Annotated in this window: 18 protein-coding genes; 11 read left to right on the top strand and 7 right to left on the bottom strand. The window is 58.1% G+C overall.

The genetic code is table 11. The annotated features are described in order from the left end of the window. Positions 1 to 60: 60 nt before the first annotated feature. Positions 61 to 849 carry an exodeoxyribonuclease III gene (locus tag ABJD00_RS14060; RefSeq protein WP_413836500.1) on the bottom strand — a complete coding sequence of 263 codons (789 nt, stop codon included), beginning with the start codon at positions 847 to 849 and terminating at the stop codon, positions 61 to 63. Positions 850 to 1125: 276 nt separating this feature from the next. Here ABJD00_RS14060 and ABJD00_RS14055 point away from each other — a divergent pair, with 276 nt between their 5' ends. Further along, a complete protein-coding gene (locus ABJD00_RS14055; protein WP_108836582.1) occupies positions 1126 to 1332 on the top strand; it encodes a cold-shock protein in 207 nt (68 codons plus the stop codon). Between the two features lie 261 nt (positions 1333 to 1593). Then, a complete protein-coding gene (locus ABJD00_RS14050; protein WP_413828858.1) occupies positions 1594 to 3510 on the top strand; it encodes an amidohydrolase family protein in 1917 nt (638 codons plus the stop codon). Between the two features lie 280 nt (positions 3511 to 3790). Here the strand turns inward: ABJD00_RS14050 and ABJD00_RS14045 are convergent, their stop codons facing one another. After that, positions 3791 to 4477: a response regulator transcription factor gene (locus tag ABJD00_RS14045; protein ID WP_413828857.1), complete on the bottom strand. Its 687-nt coding sequence runs from the start codon at positions 4475 to 4477 to the stop codon at positions 3791 to 3793. Positions 4478 to 4638: 161 nt separating this feature from the next. Between ABJD00_RS14045 and ribA the strand changes: the two genes are divergently transcribed. Genes ribA through ABJD00_RS14030 form a run of 3 tightly spaced genes read left to right on the top strand, consistent with a single transcriptional unit; the run spans position 4639 to position 6646 of the window. Continuing rightward, positions 4639 to 5727, top strand: a complete 1089-nt coding sequence (gene ribA, locus ABJD00_RS14040; RefSeq protein ID WP_413828866.1) for a GTP cyclohydrolase II — start codon at positions 4639 to 4641, stop codon at positions 5725 to 5727. Between the two features lie 14 nt (positions 5728 to 5741). Continuing rightward, positions 5742 to 6152 (top strand): GFA family protein, encoded by a 411-nt coding sequence (locus tag ABJD00_RS14035; protein ID WP_413828855.1) that lies wholly within the window; start codon positions 5742 to 5744, stop codon positions 6150 to 6152. Then, positions 6149 to 6646, top strand: coding sequence for a L,D-transpeptidase family protein (locus ABJD00_RS14030; protein WP_413828853.1), 498 nt, complete (start codon positions 6149 to 6151; stop codon positions 6644 to 6646). Before ABJD00_RS14035 ends, ABJD00_RS14030 begins: the two co-directional genes overlap by 4 nt. A gap of 10 nt (positions 6647 to 6656) precedes the next feature. Here ABJD00_RS14030 and ABJD00_RS14025 read toward each other — a convergent pair whose 3' ends face one another. Beyond that, a complete protein-coding gene (locus ABJD00_RS14025) occupies positions 6657 to 7310 on the bottom strand; it encodes a YggS family pyridoxal phosphate-dependent enzyme (protein ID WP_413828851.1) in 654 nt (217 codons plus the stop codon). Between the two features lie 108 nt (positions 7311 to 7418). Continuing rightward, positions 7419 to 8456, bottom strand: coding sequence for a porin (locus ABJD00_RS14020; RefSeq protein WP_413828849.1), 1038 nt, complete (start codon positions 8454 to 8456; stop codon positions 7419 to 7421). 251 nt (positions 8457 to 8707) lie between these two features. Between ABJD00_RS14020 and ABJD00_RS14015 the strand changes: the two genes are divergently transcribed. The 4 genes from ABJD00_RS14015 (at position 8708) to holA (ending at position 13314) form a co-directional block, all read left to right on the top strand. Continuing rightward, on the top strand, positions 8708 to 9208 hold the full coding sequence (locus tag ABJD00_RS14015) for a DUF3576 domain-containing protein (RefSeq protein WP_413828847.1): 501 nt from the start codon (positions 8708 to 8710) through the stop codon (positions 9206 to 9208). 106 nt (positions 9209 to 9314) lie between these two features. After that, on the top strand, positions 9315 to 11852 hold the full coding sequence (leuS, locus tag ABJD00_RS14010; protein WP_413828845.1) for a leucine--tRNA ligase: 2538 nt from the start codon (positions 9315 to 9317) through the stop codon (positions 11850 to 11852). Continuing rightward, positions 11852 to 12316: an LPS assembly lipoprotein LptE gene (gene lptE, locus ABJD00_RS14005; protein ID WP_413828843.1), complete on the top strand. Its 465-nt coding sequence runs from the start codon at positions 11852 to 11854 to the stop codon at positions 12314 to 12316. The genes leuS and lptE overlap by 1 nt, the downstream gene beginning before the upstream one ends. Continuing rightward, on the top strand, positions 12313 to 13314 hold the full coding sequence (gene holA / locus ABJD00_RS14000) for a DNA polymerase III subunit delta (RefSeq protein WP_413828841.1): 1002 nt from the start codon (positions 12313 to 12315) through the stop codon (positions 13312 to 13314). Before lptE ends, holA begins: the two co-directional genes overlap by 4 nt. Positions 13315 to 13407: 93 nt before the next feature. On the opposite strand, the gene ABJD00_RS13995 is transcribed toward holA, so the two are convergent. Beyond that, a complete protein-coding gene (locus ABJD00_RS13995; RefSeq protein ID WP_413828839.1) occupies positions 13408 to 13839 on the bottom strand; it encodes a GFA family protein in 432 nt (143 codons plus the stop codon). 136 nt (positions 13840 to 13975) lie between these two features. On the opposite strand from ABJD00_RS13995, the gene ABJD00_RS13990 reads away from it, so the two are divergent. Then, positions 13976 to 14569, top strand: coding sequence for a glutathione S-transferase family protein (locus ABJD00_RS13990; RefSeq protein ID WP_413828837.1), 594 nt, complete (start codon positions 13976 to 13978; stop codon positions 14567 to 14569). 16 nt (positions 14570 to 14585) lie between these two features. Here the strand turns inward: ABJD00_RS13990 and ABJD00_RS13985 are convergent, their stop codons facing one another. After that, the gene (locus ABJD00_RS13985; protein ID WP_413828835.1) at positions 14586 to 15764 is read right to left on the bottom strand and encodes a TIGR03862 family flavoprotein; all 1179 of its coding nucleotides are present in this window, start codon (positions 15762 to 15764) and stop codon (positions 14586 to 14588) included. Continuing rightward, positions 15761 to 17092, bottom strand: a complete 1332-nt coding sequence (locus ABJD00_RS13980; protein ID WP_413828833.1) for a mechanosensitive ion channel family protein — start codon at positions 17090 to 17092, stop codon at positions 15761 to 15763. Before ABJD00_RS13980 ends, ABJD00_RS13985 begins: the two co-directional genes overlap by 4 nt. Positions 17093 to 17166: 74 nt before the next feature. On the opposite strand from ABJD00_RS13980, the gene ABJD00_RS13975 reads away from it, so the two are divergent. After that, positions 17167 to 17460 (top strand): HNH endonuclease, encoded by a 294-nt coding sequence (locus ABJD00_RS13975; protein ID WP_108838191.1) that lies wholly within the window; start codon positions 17167 to 17169, stop codon positions 17458 to 17460. Positions 17461 to 17519: the final 59 nt, after the last annotated feature.

The raw sequence follows: 17519 nt of genomic DNA, 5'->3' as shown, positions 1-17519 counted from the left end.
ACAGAATTCAGTCTGTTGCCGGTTTGGATTGGCGATGTGTGTGAACACGCGCCTTACTGGTCAGACATCAAACGTCGCAAACACCGGGGCATGATCGCTGGGTTTTTCCCACCCACGCACGTCGCGCAGAATGCGGCTACTATGTCCCGCATTCGATATATCTGAGGTGGCCCAGATGTGGTCGAGTCGACGGCCTTTGTCAGCCGCGCTCCAGTCCTTGGCGCGGTAGGACCACCAAGAATAGAGTAATCCTTCGGGGATGTTCTGACGTGTGATGTCGACCCATTTACCTGCCTCCTGAACCTCGGCCAGATGATCGACCTCAATGGGCGTATGGCTGACGATTTTGAGAAGTTGCTTGTGGCTCCAGACATCGTCTTCGCGCGGGGCGATGTTGAGGTCACCAACGAGGATCGCCTTGGATGGAGCGTTGGCCGCGAAGTGGGCTCGCATGTCCGTCAGGTAGTCTAATTTCTGGCCAAACTTTTCGTTCTTTTCTCGATCAGGCACATCCCCGCCTGCCGGGACATAGAAATTGTGAATGGTTACACCGTTTTCGAGCCGACCAGCGATGTGGCGGGCGTGGCCCAGACTTGCAAAGTCAAATGCTCCAACCTCTTCTATAGGCGTTTTGGAAAGGGTCGCGACGCCGTTGTAACCTTTGTCACCGCGCGCAACCATGTGCTTGTATCCCAAGGCGGCAAACCCTTCGCGTGGGATCTTGTCCACCGGGCTTTTACATTCCTGCAGGCACAACACATCCGGCCCCTGCTCTTTTAGCAGCTTTAGCACGATAGGTTCGCGCAGGCGGACAGAGTTAATGTTCCAGGTGGCAAGGGTGAAGGGCATCGGCAGTCTCCGGACATAGGCTGGCGCGCCGAACCTAGCCGGGGGCGCAAGTCAGAGCCAGCGAGAAAACGGAGGGTTTTTCGTCGGCTGACAATCGCCGGTTGAGCATAGAGTGAGTCTAATCGCTTGCTTTTAAACTGACGGAGGCGTATGGGATCCGGGCGACGTTACCTCTATCGGCCTTACTGCTCCTTACGGCACAGTCACTCTCGATCTTGCACTGACTTAGCCGACCTGCCGCATCCCGTGGGCAGATTATTATTAGGAGTACTGACAATGGCCACAGGCACAGTCAAATGGTTCAACACAACAAAAGGCTTCGGCTTTATCGCACCCGACGGTGGCAGCAAAGACGTGTTCGTACACATCTCTGCCGTTGAGCGCGCAGGCCTGACAGGTCTGGCCGACAACCAGAAAGTGACTTTCGACATCGAAGCAGGCCGTGACGGCCGCGAAAGCGCCGCCAACATCGCGCTGGCATAAGCGTCTGCCCCGTTCGGGGTGGTGTGAGAATTTAGAGGGCCCATCGGACACGGTGGGCCTTTTGCGTTTCGCGGCGGAAGTTTTGGCGACAGGGAAATGAGGGGTAAATTGGTTGGGACCTGATAAGGGGCCGATGTCTGGCTTACGGACGAAGCAGAGTTATGCTGCGGCCAGCATTAATGATCGCTGAGCGGACAAAGCTGCCCTTTGTGGTGCTGTTCAAGCCTTAGCCAGAAATTCACTTCTAAATTTATCCCCACAATGGGTTTTCCTCCTGATAGCATGAGGCCGAAATGGAGGACTGATCAATGCGGACTGGTTTTTTTATGCGTGTTTTGGGTGTTGGCGTCTTTGGCAGGCGCACAGACTTACGACGTCGTCATTTTGAATGGGCGGGTTATGGACCCGGAAACAAACTTTGACGCTATCGCTAACGTAGGGATTTCTGGAGGGTGGATCGCCGAGATTACGGACCAACCTATCGAAGGCGATGAGACGATTGATGCAACCGGCCACATTGTTTCCCCAGGCTTCATTGACACACAGCACCACGGGCACGGCAATCTGTTTGGCGTTAGGTTAAGCCTAAGAGACGGCGTAACCACGCCGATGGATCTAGAATACGGCAACATAAACTCGGCCGAGTGGTACGCTGCGCGCGAAGGCAAATGGCCCGTCAACTTCGCCGCAGCAGCGTCTCATGAATTGCAGCGCATGCGTGTTTTGGACGGGTTGGTTTTCGAAGAAGGCTTTGATGCCGAGGGCGGACTACTTGCTCGCGGTGATAGCTACAATGAGAACGGCATCCCGGATTGGGCTGAAACTGTTCCGACAATCGATCAGCTCAACGACATAATGGCTGGTATCGATGAAGAGCTTCGCGCTGGCGCGCTGACTGCGGCTTCGACGATGGAGTACATGGCTGTTGGTGCGACGACGCTGGAAGTCTTCAACCTCCAAAAAGCCGCAGCGAACTACAATCGCCCGAGCAGCTTCCACGTTCGGCTATTGGGGAACAATGCCCCTCCTTACGAGGGAAATCTTGGAAATCTTGAGCAAATGGCGAATGCTGCCGCCTTGGGTGCTCCAATGCTCATCAGTCACAATAACAACGTGGGCTGGTGGGAAATTGAAGAGCGTGCTCAAGGTATGCGCGAGCAAGGCATGAACGTGTGGTCCGAATACTATCCTTACACCTGCGGATCAACGACCATCGGATCTGAATTCCTCAAACCAGAAGGTTTGGCACTTTTGGGGTGGGGATATGATCAGATGCTCAACCCGCGCACCGGCGAGTTCATGTCTGAGGAGGAGTACAAGAAGATTGTGGCTGAAGACCCAGCCTTCGTCATCATCGCTTGTATTCCAGAACGGGAGGAGTGGCTTCCTTTGTGGCTACGAGTTCCACATATGACGGTCGCCGGCGACCAGATGCCCCCGACTGACGAAAATGGACGAATACTGACAGGCGAAGACCCCTTCGAAGCCTATGTAGGACATCCACGCACCGCTGGAAGTCACGCTGCGACGCTACGCCTTGCTCGTGAAAACGATGTGCCGTGGATGCAGATGATCGCTTCAAATAGCTATTGGGCGGCAAAACACTTGGGCGATACCGGACTGCGTGCAATGCAGGTGCGAGGCAGGATGCAGGAAGGCATGGTGGCTGACATCACGATCTTCGATCCCGAGACTGTGACCGACAATGCTACATATCAAACCGGTTTCAATGGGTTCCCTTCGACAGGAATTCCATATGTCCTCGTCAATGGCACAATAGTTGTCAGTAACAGCGAACTGGTGGACGGAGTGTTTCCCGGTCAACCAATTCGATATCCTGTAGAGGACAAAGGACGCTGGGTTCCGCTCGAAAAGACCAGCTATCTCGACAATCTTCTTGGCGGCGAAATTCCAGGTGCGGTGCAAGACTATGGTACGGACCCAGAAGAACAGCGTGGCCAAAGCAGTGGAGAAGATGATGCGCGGTTGAATGTACCTCAGGAAACGAAGCCGACTCGGACAGCGTCGGCTGATTGGTTCAAAACCTATCCAAGTGAAAATGAGCTCGGTGTTGTGATGTGCCCAATTCACGGCGTGTTGGAGGATCGTCGATTGGTTCAGAGGGAATGGTCAGGCCGTCTGATGGCAGCCGCCAATTATGACCCGCTGGCAAACTAATGACATGAAATCGTTGAACCGCCTGTCGCGATAAAGTAGCGGTTTTGAAAGCCCACATTGGGCTCAGAACGGACCTTCGCAGCGTTGCTACAATGGAGCAAAGTGATTGAAGCGCCGTTTGGTCCGCGCGGAACGCGTTTGGCCCAAAAAAACCCGGGCACGCGGCCCGGGCAAGTCCAACAGGGAGGTGCATGTTTTGCCTCGGGAAGGCCCCGACATGTGCGGGTGCTCTGGTTTGGGTAGATCGGGGCAAACTGTGTTGCCTTGATCTGTGTCAATCTCAGGCGACCAATCGGTAGCCTCCGGATTCCGTCACCAGCAACCGCGCATTCGAGGGATCGGGTTCAATTTTCTGGCGCAGGCGGTAGATGTGAGTTTCCAGCGTGTGCGTCGTCACTCCGGCATTGTACCCCCAGACCTCGTGCAGCAGCACGTCACGCGCCACGACGCCGTCGGTTGAGCGGTAGAGGAATTTGAGGATATTCGTCTCTTTCTCTGTCAGCCGGATTTTCTTCTCATCTTCGGTGATCAGCATTTTGACCGAAGGTTTGAACGTGTATGGCCCGAGGGTGAACACGGCGTCTTCGCTCTGTTCGTGTTGGCGCAATTGCGCCCGAATGCGGGCCAGCAGGACGGGGAATTTGAAAGGTTTGCTGACGTAGTCATTGGCCCCGGCATCAAGGCCAAGGATGGTATCGGCGTCTGTGTCGTGACCAGTCAACATCAGGATGGGCGATTTCACACCCTGTTTGCGCATCACACGGCACAACTCGCGCCCATCCGTGTCGGGTAGACCGACGTCGAGGATGACGAGGTCATAAATCGCTTCCTTCGCCTTGATCAGCGCGTCGCTGCCATTGCCGGCTTCGAACACGTCAAAGTCCTCGGTCATGATCAACTGTTCGCTGAGCGCTTCACGCAGGTCTTCGTCGTCGTCGACAAGCAGGATTTTCTTGAGCTGTGCCATCTGTGATCTCCCGTTTCGTTGAGGCATAGATGTGGGCAAGTGGCGATTTCGGCAAGTTTTGTAGGTTTTGTCTCACGCCCATGTGTGGGTTGTGCGGCAATTGTTTCAATTCCGAGCCGTTTTGCTTATGTCAGGCGGACACTTGCTTGGGATTTTGTAACATGGGCCTTGGGCCGGACATCGTTGAAACGCTGGCACGGGCCCGAGCGGATTTGCGCATGGGCGTGCCGGTTGTACTGACGGGCGCGACGTCCGTGATCGCGGTGGCTGTAGAGACTGTGTCAGAGGAACGGTTGGCCGCGATCCGTACGCTGGGCGCCGAACCGGTGCTGGCGTTGACTGGCTGGCGCGCGCAGACTCTGAAGGCGCGCGCATATGACGGGGATATTGCGCGGATCGTCGTGCCCGATGCGGTTGCCTTGGGCTGGTTACAGGCGCTGGCCGACCCGGCGGACGATTTGTCGAGCCCGATGAAGGGGCCATTGGCCTCGGTCCGTGACGGTGACGCGAGCGCACATCGTGCCGCTGTGCAGTTGTGCAAGTCTGCCCGCCTCTTGCCAGCAGCACTGTGCGCGGATGTCGAGGACGGGTTAGGGTTTGCGGCCAAACAGGGTTTGACGGCAGTACCAATGGCCCTTGCCGCGCCGTTTCTAACCGCCAACAGCCAGTTGCACCCCGTCGTAGCCGCGCGCCTTCCGATGGTCGCGTCTGAAGCCGGGCGTGTGCATGTTTATCGCCCCGAGGATGGGGGCGAGGAGCACTACGCCATCGAAATCGGACGCCCGGATCGCAGCGCCCCAGTGCTGGCCCGTCTGCACTCGGCCTGTTTCACAGGTGACGTTCTGGGCAGTTTGAAATGTGATTGCGGACCGCAACTGCGCGCCGCCCTCGCTCAGATGGGTCAGGAAGGGGCTGGTGTGCTTCTTTATCTGAACCAGGAGGGACGGGGCATTGGACTCGCCAACAAAATGCGTGCCTACAGCTTACAAGATCAGGGCTTTGACACTGTCGAGGCAAATCACCGCCTTGGGTTCGAGGATGACGAACGGGATTTTCGTCTCGGCTCGGACATACTGAAGTCGTTGGGTTTTGGGGCAGTCCGCCTGATGACCAACAATCCGGCCAAGGTCGCGATGATGGAAGCCAGCGGTATTTCGGTGCCGGAACGTGTGCCACTGGTAGTGGGCGAGACTCAGTTCAATCGCGATTATCTGGCAACTAAGGCCGCGAAGTCTGGTCACCTGTTATAGCAAAAGGAAATCATATGAAGGGCAGATGCTACTGCGGAGAAATAACCTATGAGGTGACCGAAGACCCGGTTGTCAAACTGCAATGCCACTGCCGTGAGTGCCAATACATCAGCGGCGGTGGACCTAACTATGCAATGCTGGTGCCGGATGCCGGATTCACGATCACGCAAGGCACACCAAACACTTTCACCCGAAGCGATATTGAAAACCCACGCACGCGCCAGTTTTGCGGCAATTGTGGAACCCATCTGACCACGATCCTTCCCGGTCGCGGATTGACGGTGGTCAAAGTGGGCACGCTGGAAGATCCGGCGGGGGACTACGGTGGGCCAGATATGGCAATCTTTATGAAGGACAGCCAACCCTTCCATTTAGCGCCCGAAGACAAGCCGCAGTTTCAGGAATCGGTTCCGCAGCGAAAATGAAGACAACTGACCTCGTACTTTCCCGGCGCGGGTTGCGATTTGAGGGCAGGGTGTTTCCCTGCACGATCGGGCGTGGCGGGATCCGCGCCCGCAAACGCGAAGGGGATGGGGCCACGCCGGTGGGCGTGCACCGGATCGTCGGGATGCTCTACCGTCCAGACCGCATGACCCCTCCAACGGATTGGGCAATCCCAATCCGGCCGGGCGATCTTTGGTCGGACGATTCGCGAGATGAAGATTACAACACCATGGTCCGCGCCCCCTACCGGTTCAGCCACGAGGTGTTGCGGCGCGCCGATCCACTATACGATCTGGTCATCCTGACTGACTGGAACTGGCCCTATGCAGTGCCCGGGCGCGGGTCCGCTATCTTTATCCACCGCTGGCGCAGGCCCGGATACCCAACGGAAGGGTGCATCGGGCTGCGGCCTACGGACTTGCGTTGGATCGCACCACGCATCCGTTTTTCAACCCGGTTGATCGTCAATCAGTAGGCCTTGGGATTCATCCGGCAACTCGCGCACCGAAGATCGCAGATCCCACCCGCACATGGGTCGCCCCAAGTGCGATAGCAGATGCAAAATCACTGCTCATCCCCATCGAGAGGCCCGTCAGACCATTGCGCGCGGCCAGCTTTTGCAGAAGCGCAAAGTGCAAGCTGGGTTCTTCGTCAATCGGCGGGATGCACATGAGACCCAGCACCGGCAGATCAAGCCCGCGGCAAGTCTCAACGAAGTCGTCTGTTTCCGTGGGCATGACCCCAGCCTTTTGCGCCTCTTCACCGGTGTTGACCTGAATGAACAGGCCGGGGCAGTTTCCAGTTTCCTGCGCAAGCCGCGCAATGGTGTTAGCGAGTTTTGGGCGGTCGAGCGTGTGGATGGTGCCGAACAATGCCATGGCCTGCCGTGCCTTGTTGGTCTGGAGCGGGCCAATCAGGTGGACGTCTATGTCGCCATAGACTTCGCGAAAGGCGGGCCACTTGTCGCTGGCCTCTTGTACCCGATTTTCTCCAAAAAGCCGGTGGCCCTGATCCAGAACGGCAGCGACCCGTTCGTTGGGTTGCACTTTGCTAACTGCGATCAGCTTGACCGACCCTGCTGGACGCCCCGCCTTGGCCTCGGCCTTGCTGATCTGTTGGGTGATATCGGTGAGGGACATTAACGCAAACCTTTGTTCCTGTGGCGAGCAGAAGACAACAGGTCGTTCCAAATGAAAAGGGGCGCGCCATCAGGCGCGCCCCAATTCTGTCAGGTGTTTTTCAACAACTTAGAAGTTGAAGACCACACCCAAGTCAGCAACGGAGTTGCCGGCTATGTTTTGGCCGATACCACCGCGCAGGGAGACACCGCCACCCAGGCTGTGACGGAAGCCGATACCGTATGCTTCATCCGCGACGTCAAAGCCGTTGTCGGAGAATGCGAAACGGATGTCTGTGGCCGCGCTGATGTCATACTTGACCGAGAAACCATACGACGTGTCGTCTTGCAGGTCAGAGTCGCCAACCAGGATCGAGAATGCGAACGCACCGATGTCACCACCGAAGGTTGCCGCCCAGAAGTCGTTGTCGACAGATGTCGTAGCACGATCTTCGTCGGTCAGATCCACTGAACGGTTACCAAACGCGATACCTGCGGAGTAGTTACCGAAGTTGTAACCGACGCCCAACTGCCACTCTTCAGCTTCAGAGATGAAGGTTGGAGTTGTGTCACCGATGACAGTTTCAGCACCGTCTGTGTACGAACCAGAAACTGTCAGGTCGCCCATTGCGTAACGCAGTTTGATGGTTGGGTCGATGCGTGCATCGTCGCCAGATGTGCCGAAGCCGGATGCTGGCAGTGCCCAACCGGAGGACTGTTCAACAAACGATGTCAGACCAACGCCGTAACCGTAGTAGTTGATGACGTCGCCGGAGTCGATCACGTCAGATACGTGGCCTACGTCCAAACGGAAACCGCCAGACGTCACAGCAAAACCAGCTGCCGAACGTTGTGCGACGTTGGACGAACCATAGCCACCGCCGGTATAGATGTTACCAGCGCCTGCGCCACCAACTTGTACTGGGTTAGCACCGCTTTCGTCTGTCTGGAACCGGATACGACCTTCGAACTTCAGACCGTTGTCAGAAGTCGCGACGCCTGTGGCTGTCAGACGGAAACGCTGCTCGATGCGTGTCGAGCTGCCGATTTCGTTGTCGTTTTCTTGGTAGTACAAGCCGAAACGGCCAAATCCACCAAATGATACTTCCGCTGCGGCCATGCCAGCTGTGGCGACCAGTGCGGTTGTAGCAAAGAGAACTTTTTTCATGAGTTTTCCCTCGGGTTTCTATTCAAATACCCTAGCTGGCTTATCCAGCGAGGGGATGGATGCTGTTTCGTTCATTTGCCCTGCCTACTCAAGCCGAGCCTTCCAAACGGCCGCAATTCCGATATGGTTGGTGCAGCTTTGCCACAGTTCGATTTTTGCCTAGCTGTGACTCGCCCCAGAGACCAGCGCCTTGCGGGGTGGATTCAACTTGTCTATCAGGAGTGTGAAGTTGGTCTTGGTGGAACGGTAAAATGAGCATTTCTTTGTCTTCAGGGTGGTTTACGGCGCGTATTCTTATGCTGTGCTGTGTGATTGCCTTGGCGAGTTGCGGCCAACGCGTTGGCGTAAGTGCGCCCAATGAGACCGGTGTTGACAGTGACATTGCGCAAAGCCGTGATGGCGTTGGCGGAACCACACTCAGCGAGTCGCTGCGCGCAGGGCGTAATCAAGAATCGATTGTGCAGGTCAACCGGTATATCTGGATTGCCACGCTGCAAGTACTTGATTTTCTACCTATCCAATCGGTTGATCCATTCACTGGCGTGATTGTCACTGGCTTTGGCACGCCGCCCGGCGGAGGGCGATCCTATCGCGCCACCGTTCTGATCAGCGACCCGGCTCTTGACGCCCGTTCCCTGAATGTTGCTTTGCAAACCAACGGTGGGTCCGCAAGCGCGGCCACCGTGCGTGCTGTCGAAGACGCCATTCTGACCCGTGCGCGCCAGTTGCGCATTGCCGACAACCGTCGCTAAAGCCCTTTCGGGCGCTCTCATTCCCTACTAAACAAGCGTCGGGCCCTCACTTGCTGAGTTCTGGGCCCGCTGTTTTCATGTTCAAGACCAGGATCGCCCTCGCCTCATGCCCACTTACTCCCCTTCCGACATCGAAGCCCGCTGGCAGGCCGCCTGGGACGAGGCTAATCTGTTTCGTGCCACACACACGGCCGACAAGCCCAAATACTATGTGCTTGAGATGTTCCCCTACCCGAGTGGGCGAATCCACATGGGCCACGTGCGGAACTACACGATGGGTGACGTAATCGCGCGCTACAAGATGGCCACAGGTCACAACGTGCTGCATCCTATGGGCTGGGATGCCTTTGGAATGCCTGCGGAAAATGCGGCCATGGCCATTGGTGGCCACCCCAAGACGTGGACCTATGACAACATCGCGGACATGCGGTCACAGATGAAACCACTAGGCCTGTCCATCGACTGGTCGCGCGAATTTGCCACCTGCGACCCTGAATACTACGGACAGCAACAGGCCCTGTTCCTTGACTTCCTTGAGGCCGGTCTTGTCTACCGCAAAGAGGCGCAGGTGAACTGGGACCCAGTCGACATGACCGTGCTCGCCAACGAGCAGGTAATCGACGGCAAGGGCTGGCGCTCTGGCGCTGAGGTCGAACGGCGCGAGCTGACGCAGTGGTTCTTCAATATCTCGGATATGGCTGGTGAGCTGAAATCAGCCCTCGATGACCTTGAAAACTGGCCTGCCAAAGTCCGCCTGATGCAGGACAACTGGATTGGGGAATCGCGCGGCATCGACATTCCCTTTGTCCGCACCGATGGGGCTGGGACTATTCTGTGTTACTCTACGCGCCCCGACACGATGCGAGGCGCCTCCTTTATTGCCGTGTCCCCTGATCACCCTGTGGCCAAGGCGCTTGAGGCAGACAATCCTGATCTTGCCGCATTCATCGACGAATGCCGCAAGATGGACACGACCGAGGCGGCCATGGAGAAGGCCGAGAAGAAAGGCATTGATACTGGCGTACGGGTCAAGCACCCGGTTTACGCGGACGTCGAGCTGCCTGTCTGGATCGGCAACTTCGTGTTGATGGATTACGGCACCGGTGCCGTCTTTGGGTGCCCCGCACACGATCAGCGTGACCTTGATTTTGCTCGCAAATATGACCTGCCTGTGCGCAATGCGTTTTATATGCCCGGCGACGAATCTGAGGTAGGAACCGAGGCTCTTGTCCCCGCCAAGACCGAAAAGGTCGCCTTCATCGACCATTTCGCCGGGGTTGGAACCGTGTCCAGCCAAGAGGCCATCGATGCCACTATCGACTGGTTCGAGGCCAACGATCTCGGCAAGGGCCAAACGCAGTACCGCTTGCGCGACTGGGGTCTCAGCCGTCAACGCTATTGGGGTTGTCCGATCCCAGTGGTGCATTGTGACACTTGCGGCGTGGTTCCCGAGAAGAAAGAGAACCTGCCTGTCGAATTGCCCGATGATGTCAGTTTCGACATTCCGGGCAACCCACTGGATCGTCACCCAACTTGGCGTGATGTGCCCTGCCCATCGTGTGGCGCACCTGCGAAACGCGAAACAGACACGATGGACACTTTCGTCGATTCGTCATGGTATTTTGCCCGCTTCACCGCGCCTCGCGCCGACACTCCGACTGTGGCCGAAGATGCCGCATACTGGATGAACGTCGATCAGTATATCGGCGGGATTGAACACGCGATTCTGCACCTGCTCTACTCCCGCTTCTTTGCTCGGGCGATGCATATCACCGGGCACCTTCCCGAGAGCGCGATTGAACCGTTTGATGCCCTCTTTACCCAAGGCATGGTGACGCATGAGATTTACCAGACGCGAGACGCAAAGGGGCGGCCGGTTTATCACCTGCCGGAAGACGTATCGGACGGAAAACTAGCCGATGGAACCGCGGTCGAAATCATACCTTCTGCCAAGATGTCAAAGTCCAAGAAAAACGTGGTCGACCCACTGGGCATCATCGCAAGTTACGGCGCCGACACGGCACGTTGGTTTGTCCTGTCTGATTCCCCACCCGAGCGCGACGTCGAATGGACCGCTTCTGGGGCAGAGGCCGCATACAAGCACCTTGGACGCGTCTGGACGATCTGTGATCGCATTGCTGCGATGGACAAAGATGCGAGCGGATCGGGTGACTACGACCTGCTGCGCGCCATGCACAAGACCATCCATGATGTGACGATGGGCGTTGAGTCATTTGGCTTTAACGCCGCTATTGCCAAGCTCTATGGCTTCACCGCCACTCTGCAAAAGTCCAAGGCCGGATACGCAGCACAGCGCGAGGCAGTCATGACACTCGCGCAGTTGATGGCCCCGATGACTCCGCACCTGTCCGAAGACATCTGGGCCCATCAGGGCGGCGAAGGGTTGATCGCGACGGCGCCTTGGCCGGTTGCGGATGAGGCAATGCTGGTCTCTGACACTGTCACCCTTCCCATCCAGATCAACGGCAAGCGCCGGGGCGAGATCACTGTGCCCGCAGACATGGACAAGGCAGAGGTCGAAGCCCTGAGCCTTGCCAGCGAACCCGTACAAAAGGCGCTGGCCGGCGGTACACCCAAAAAGGTGATCGTGGTGCCGGGCCGCATTGTAAACGTGGTGGTGTGATGCGTGTTGCCGCCTTCATCGTGATCCTTGCCCTGGGTGCCTGCGGGTTTACTCCGGTCTACGGGCCGAACGGGGCGGGCACGGTGTTGCAAAACCGGGTGCTGGTCGACAAACCAGACGACCGCACCGGGTTCCTTCTGGTCCAAAGGCTCGAAGAACGGCTGGGCCGTTCCAGCGACCCAGCCTTCCGTCTGGCCGTCGATCTGGCCATGCGGGCAGAAAATCGTGCCATTGACCCGGACGGCGACATTCGGCGGTTCCATCTGATCGGAACAGCGGAATACACGTTGCTTGAGGCTGGGACAGATGTCGTGGTGCAAACCGACACTATCGAAAACTTTGTTGGCTATTCCGCCACTGGCACCACAGTCGCAACTTTGGCAGCCCGCCGTGATGCTCAGGAAAGGCTGATGACCATCCTCGCCGATCAGATTGTGTTGCAACTGCAAGGCAGCGACCTGTGAAACTTACGTCTGCGCAAACGGGCACCTATTTCACGAACCCCGACAAAGACGCCGCTGGCGTGCTGATCTACGGTGCTGACGCCATGCGCATTGCCCACAAACGTCAGCAGATTGTCGCTGCTTTGATAGGCCCTGCGGGTGAAGAAGAAATGCGCCTAACCCGGATTGCAGCGGCCGACCTGCGCCGCGAACCTGCGCTGGCGCTGGATGCGGTTAAAGCCATGGGCTTTTTTCCAGGAGCCCGCGTGGCTTTGATCGAGGACGCCAATGAAAACGTTGGACCAACCGTGATCGAGGCACTTGGCGCCTGGAATCCCGGCGACGCACAGATCATCGTGACCGCCGGTGCGCTCAAACCCACCTCAAAACTGCGCAAGGCGTTTGAAGCGCATGGGCAAGCCTATGCCGCCGGGATCTACGACACGCCCCCAACACGGGACGAGATCGAACGCGACCTCAAGGCCGCCGGTATCGACCAACCTCCGCAAGAGGCGATGCAGATGCTGCTGACCCTCGCGCGCGATCTGGAGCCGGGTGACTTTCGCCAGACCCTGACGAAAATCGGGCTATACAAACGGGGCGACTCCGAACCGCTGAGTGCAGACGACATAAGCGCATGCGCCCCCGCGTCGATCGAAGCCGCGGTGGATGACGTTTTGCTGGTGGTGGGTGACGGACAGGCAGCTGAAATCGGTCCGGTAATGCAACGCCTTTCGGCCCAAGGTGTGAACGCGGTCACACTATGCATCGGGGCCATGCGCCATTTTCGAACGCTGCACCGCGCCGCCGTTGACACCACGGGGCGCCCGCAGATCTGGGGGCCGAACCGGGACAAAATGGTGGCGCAAGCACGCAAGTGGGGCCCAGTCAAACTGGAACAGGCGCTTACCGAGCTCACTGACACAGACCTGCAATTGCGCTCCGCAGGCCAACACGCCCCCGCGCTGGCGCTGGTCGAACGGACGTTCATCCGACTGGCCATGCTCGCGCAACGCTAAGAACTGCCGGTCTTCTCTGACCCTGGTATGGTGGAGGTGTCCGAGGGACGAGTTACGCCAGAAACATGGCGACGCCACAAGGCGCCCACATTGTCACGCCTCGCCCGCAAACATCGCAGTCACTTCGGCGTCTGTCATCTGGTGGCGCCCTTCCCCGGCAAAGCTGTAGGCCTCGGGCTTGAGGTCGATGTATAGCTCGCCCGTGAACGGGATGTTGGACACGTCACTCAACGTGCCGAATCCCACATGCATCTCACCCTGCATGGGCCCCTCAGCGGTCACTCGATAAAACAGACTGCTGCCGCAGGTCTTGCAAAACGCCCGCTCTGCCCACGGCGACGAGGTATAGATGCCAATCTGGTCTTCGCCGGTGATCTTCATGCCATCCTTTGGCACGGCCACGGCTAGGTACACACCCCCTGACCACTTGCGGCACATGGCGCAATGACAGGCCCCAGTTTCTTTCACTTCGGATGTGATCTCATATGAAACTGCGCCGCAAAGGCAGGCTCCGCTGTGTGACATGTGATGGCTCTCCGGTTGCTACGTCCTGTTCATAATACCAAGTCTCCACTGCCACTTTCTGGCAGGATGTGCATTTGCCATTGCGCCCCCTGAGGTCCACTGCAATTCTTGCCGCTCAACAAAAGCAGGAGAGGCCATGTACCGCGTCATTGGAACCGTCAAAAGCCGCGCGTTTCGCGTCATGTGGATGCTCGAAGAACTGGGCCAACCTTATGAGGTTGTCGCGGCTGGCCCCCGCTCGGATGAGGCGCGCCAATACAATCCTCTGGGTAAGATCCCCGCTTTGGTCGATGGCGATGAGGTCATGACCGACAGCGTCGCGATCATGACCTATCTGGCGGACAAACATAATGGCCTGACCGCTACAGCGGGCACGCCCGCACGCGCACGGCAGGATGCCATGACCCTGTGGCTGATTGACGAATTGGACGCCGCACTTTGGGTCAACACCAAGCACACATTTGCCTTGCCAGAAAAACTGCGCGTGCCCGGCCTGACGCCGACGCTGCACAAGGAGTTCTCGCGCAATGCCGACACCTTTGCGGCGATGTTGGAAGCGGCAGGGGGAAAGTTCATCATGGGCGATCAGATCACACTGCCCGACCTTTTGGCGGTGCACTGTTTTCAATGGGCGTTTGGGGCAGAATTCCCCGCAATTCCAGAACCACTCAAGGCCTATACAAAACGACTGCGTGCCCGCCCGCAGTTCCGTGCCGCGCAGGATCACTAAACGACAAGGCCGGGGTTCACCCGGCCAGCCAGTCCACAACGCCTTGCCCCGCATGACGTCCTGTCGCAAGGCAGGCCGTCAGCAAATACCCCCCGGTCGGGGCCTCCCAGTCCAGCATCTCGCCTGCACAAAACACGCCGGGTTTGGCGTTTAGCATCAGACGCGCATCTAGGGCCGTCGCGGGCACGCCTCCAGCTGTTGAAATCGCTTCGTCCATTGGGCGCACCCCGTCGTGACGCACGACCAGCTTTTTTAGGCGCCGCGCGATCGCCTTGTCATCTTCAGGCCATGGCCGCCCCCATTCCTGCGCCAGCGCGATGCGCAATGGGTCAAGCTTCAACACCTTGCGCAGGTGGTTGGCGAAACTGTTTTTGCCCCGAGGCCGTGCCAGGCGCGTTGCCACTTCATCCACGCTCAGGTCCGGCAGCAGATCAACATAAAGCGGCGCGCCCTCCCGCACCCCGCGCGAGACGGAGTAGATGCCGCCGCCTTCCAGCCCCCGGCGCGACAACACTGCCTCGCCTCGAGAACGGAAGTCTCCTGCCCGCCATGCCACGCCTTTCAAAGGCTGACCAAGCAGGCGGAACATGTGTTCGGACCAGTCCACCGATAGCCCTGCATTGGCCGGCGCAAACGGTGCTAGATCGACGCCCTGTGCTCCCAGCACATCCGCCCATCCGCCGTCCGATCCCAGCCGTGCCCAACTGGACCCGCCCAGCCCCAAAACGACCGCGTCGCACTGCACAACCTGAGGTCCGTCCGGGGTGTCAAACGACAAAGCCTCGCCTTCCCATCCTGTCCAACGCCAACGTGTACGACGTGCTACTCCCAACCCATCCAGCCGGGCCAGCCACGCGCGCAAGAGTGAAGACGCTTTCATGGCACGCGGAAAGACGCGGTTGGTTGTACCGACGAACATGTCCTGACCCAGATCATTAGCCCATGCCGCGATAGCCTCATTGTCAAAGCTCTCAAGGGCCGGTGACAGCCACGGGGCCGCTTCGTGATACTGCGCGATCACCTGATCCATCGGGGCCGCGTTGGTCAGGTTCAGACCCGACTTTCCCGCCATCAGAAATTTGCGGCCCAGCGACGGTTTGGCCTCGTAAACAGTGACGCCCAATCCTGCCGCGGCCATCACCTCGGCGGCTGCCAGCCCAGCCGGGCCTGCACCAATCACTGCGACCTGTTTCATTCAGAGCGCGTTCGTAATTCGCCCGACACTTCGATCGTGCGGTGTGGATATGGGATGGTGATGTCGTTGTCCTTGAGCGCGTTCCAGATCAGGAATAGCACGTCCGAAGTGTACTTGTTCGGCCCGTCATCGACCCCATTCACCCAGAACTCGACGGCAAAGTCGATGCCGCTGTCCCCAAACCCTCGCAACTCACAATCAGGGGGGTAGGGTTCACTCAGCACTTCGGGATGCTTGGCCACAGCCGCTTCGATGATGTCCGGAATCGTGTTGATGTCCGTGTCATAGCTCACCGAGAATGGAGCTTCGTAGCGATTGGCGGACCCAGAGTCGGAATAGTTCACCACACGAGTGGTTATGAAATCCTCATTTGGGACGACGATCCAGCGGCCATCATAAGTTTCAAGAATTGCCGCCCGGGCGGTCATCTTAACGATGATCCCGGCTTCTCCCCCGTCCAGCTCCACATAATCCCCAACAGTCGCCTGACCCTCGATCAGCAGGATCACACCAGAGATGAAGTTTGACGCAATCTTTTGCAGGCCGAAACCAAGCCCGACACCAATCGCGCCCCCGATCACCGCCAGTGCAGACAGGTTGACGCCCATGATGTTCATCAGCAGCAGGAAGGCGACGCCAAAGATCGAGAACTCGACCGCCTTGAGCAACAGTTGCCGGATCGACGGGCGCATCTGATCCTGTTGTTCGATCAGGGTCGCGGACTGTTTGTTTGACCACTGGCCCAGCCAGAACAGGATAGACCCTGCTATCAGCCCGCGCACGATGCTCATCAGGGAAAACTGGATGTTGCCAAGACCAACAACAGTTTCGGTCAACAACTCCGAAACAGTATCGAGCAGGCCCAGCGCATAGATGGCCGCAACGGGCACCAGAACAACGCGCCCCAGCAGCTTCAGGAACGGATCCTTGATGATGTCCCGCACAAGGGCTCGCGCGGCCAGAAACAGGAAAACGCGTTTGCCAAAGGCGATCACCGCGCCACTGTCAAAGATCGAGCGCACCACGGTTTCCCCGATGCCCGTGAACGCATAGGCCATCAGTGGAAGCAGGAGCGGCAGGAACTGCGCCACAAAGCGGCGGGATTGGGCGATGATGCTGTCGCTTTCGCCTGGATCGAGCAGCCGGCCAAGCGCCGGGCGCATCCGCCGCGTGACCAGAACGGCGGCCACGTAAGCCACGATCAGCAACCCAAACTGAGACCACGCCGCTGGGCTCAACAACCAACTGAGCGCAAGTTCGTAACCCTGAACCGCATAGCCGGCTATTGTTTGCACAATCTCCGGCTGGCTTTCGAGATCAAATTCCACTGAGTACCCTTGCCCCACTTATACTGCGCATCAATTGTCACGGTCATGACGTGTTGTGCAAGGGAGCACGCAGAATGTCCGACCCGATTTGCCCGCTGTGTGACCGTCCGATCCCGGACGATGCACCCTCCAGCCTGCACCACCTGATCCCAAAGCTAAAAGGGGGTAAGGGCGGGCCAACAGTGTTGATGCATCATATTTGCCACCGCGAAGTGCATGCGTCACTAAGCGAAGCGGAACTGGCCCGGGAGTTCAACACGCCCGAAGCGCTGCGCGCGCACCCGCGCCTTGCGAAATTCGCCAAGTGGGTAGCCAAGCGCCCGCCCGGCTTTGCCTCGAAAATTCCGGGCAAGCGACGGGCGCGCTAGAGCTTGCGTTTGGAAGACGGCGCCACGGGGCGCGTGTCCAAAGCATCGCGCACTTCTGG

Origin of the sequence: Tateyamaria sp. (assembly GCF_039945315.1) — a bacterium.
Lineage (GTDB): Bacteria > Pseudomonadota > Alphaproteobacteria > Rhodobacterales > Rhodobacteraceae > Tateyamaria.
The sequence above is the reverse complement of the archived record's forward strand: the minus strand, read 5'-3'. Positions and strand labels throughout refer to the sequence as shown.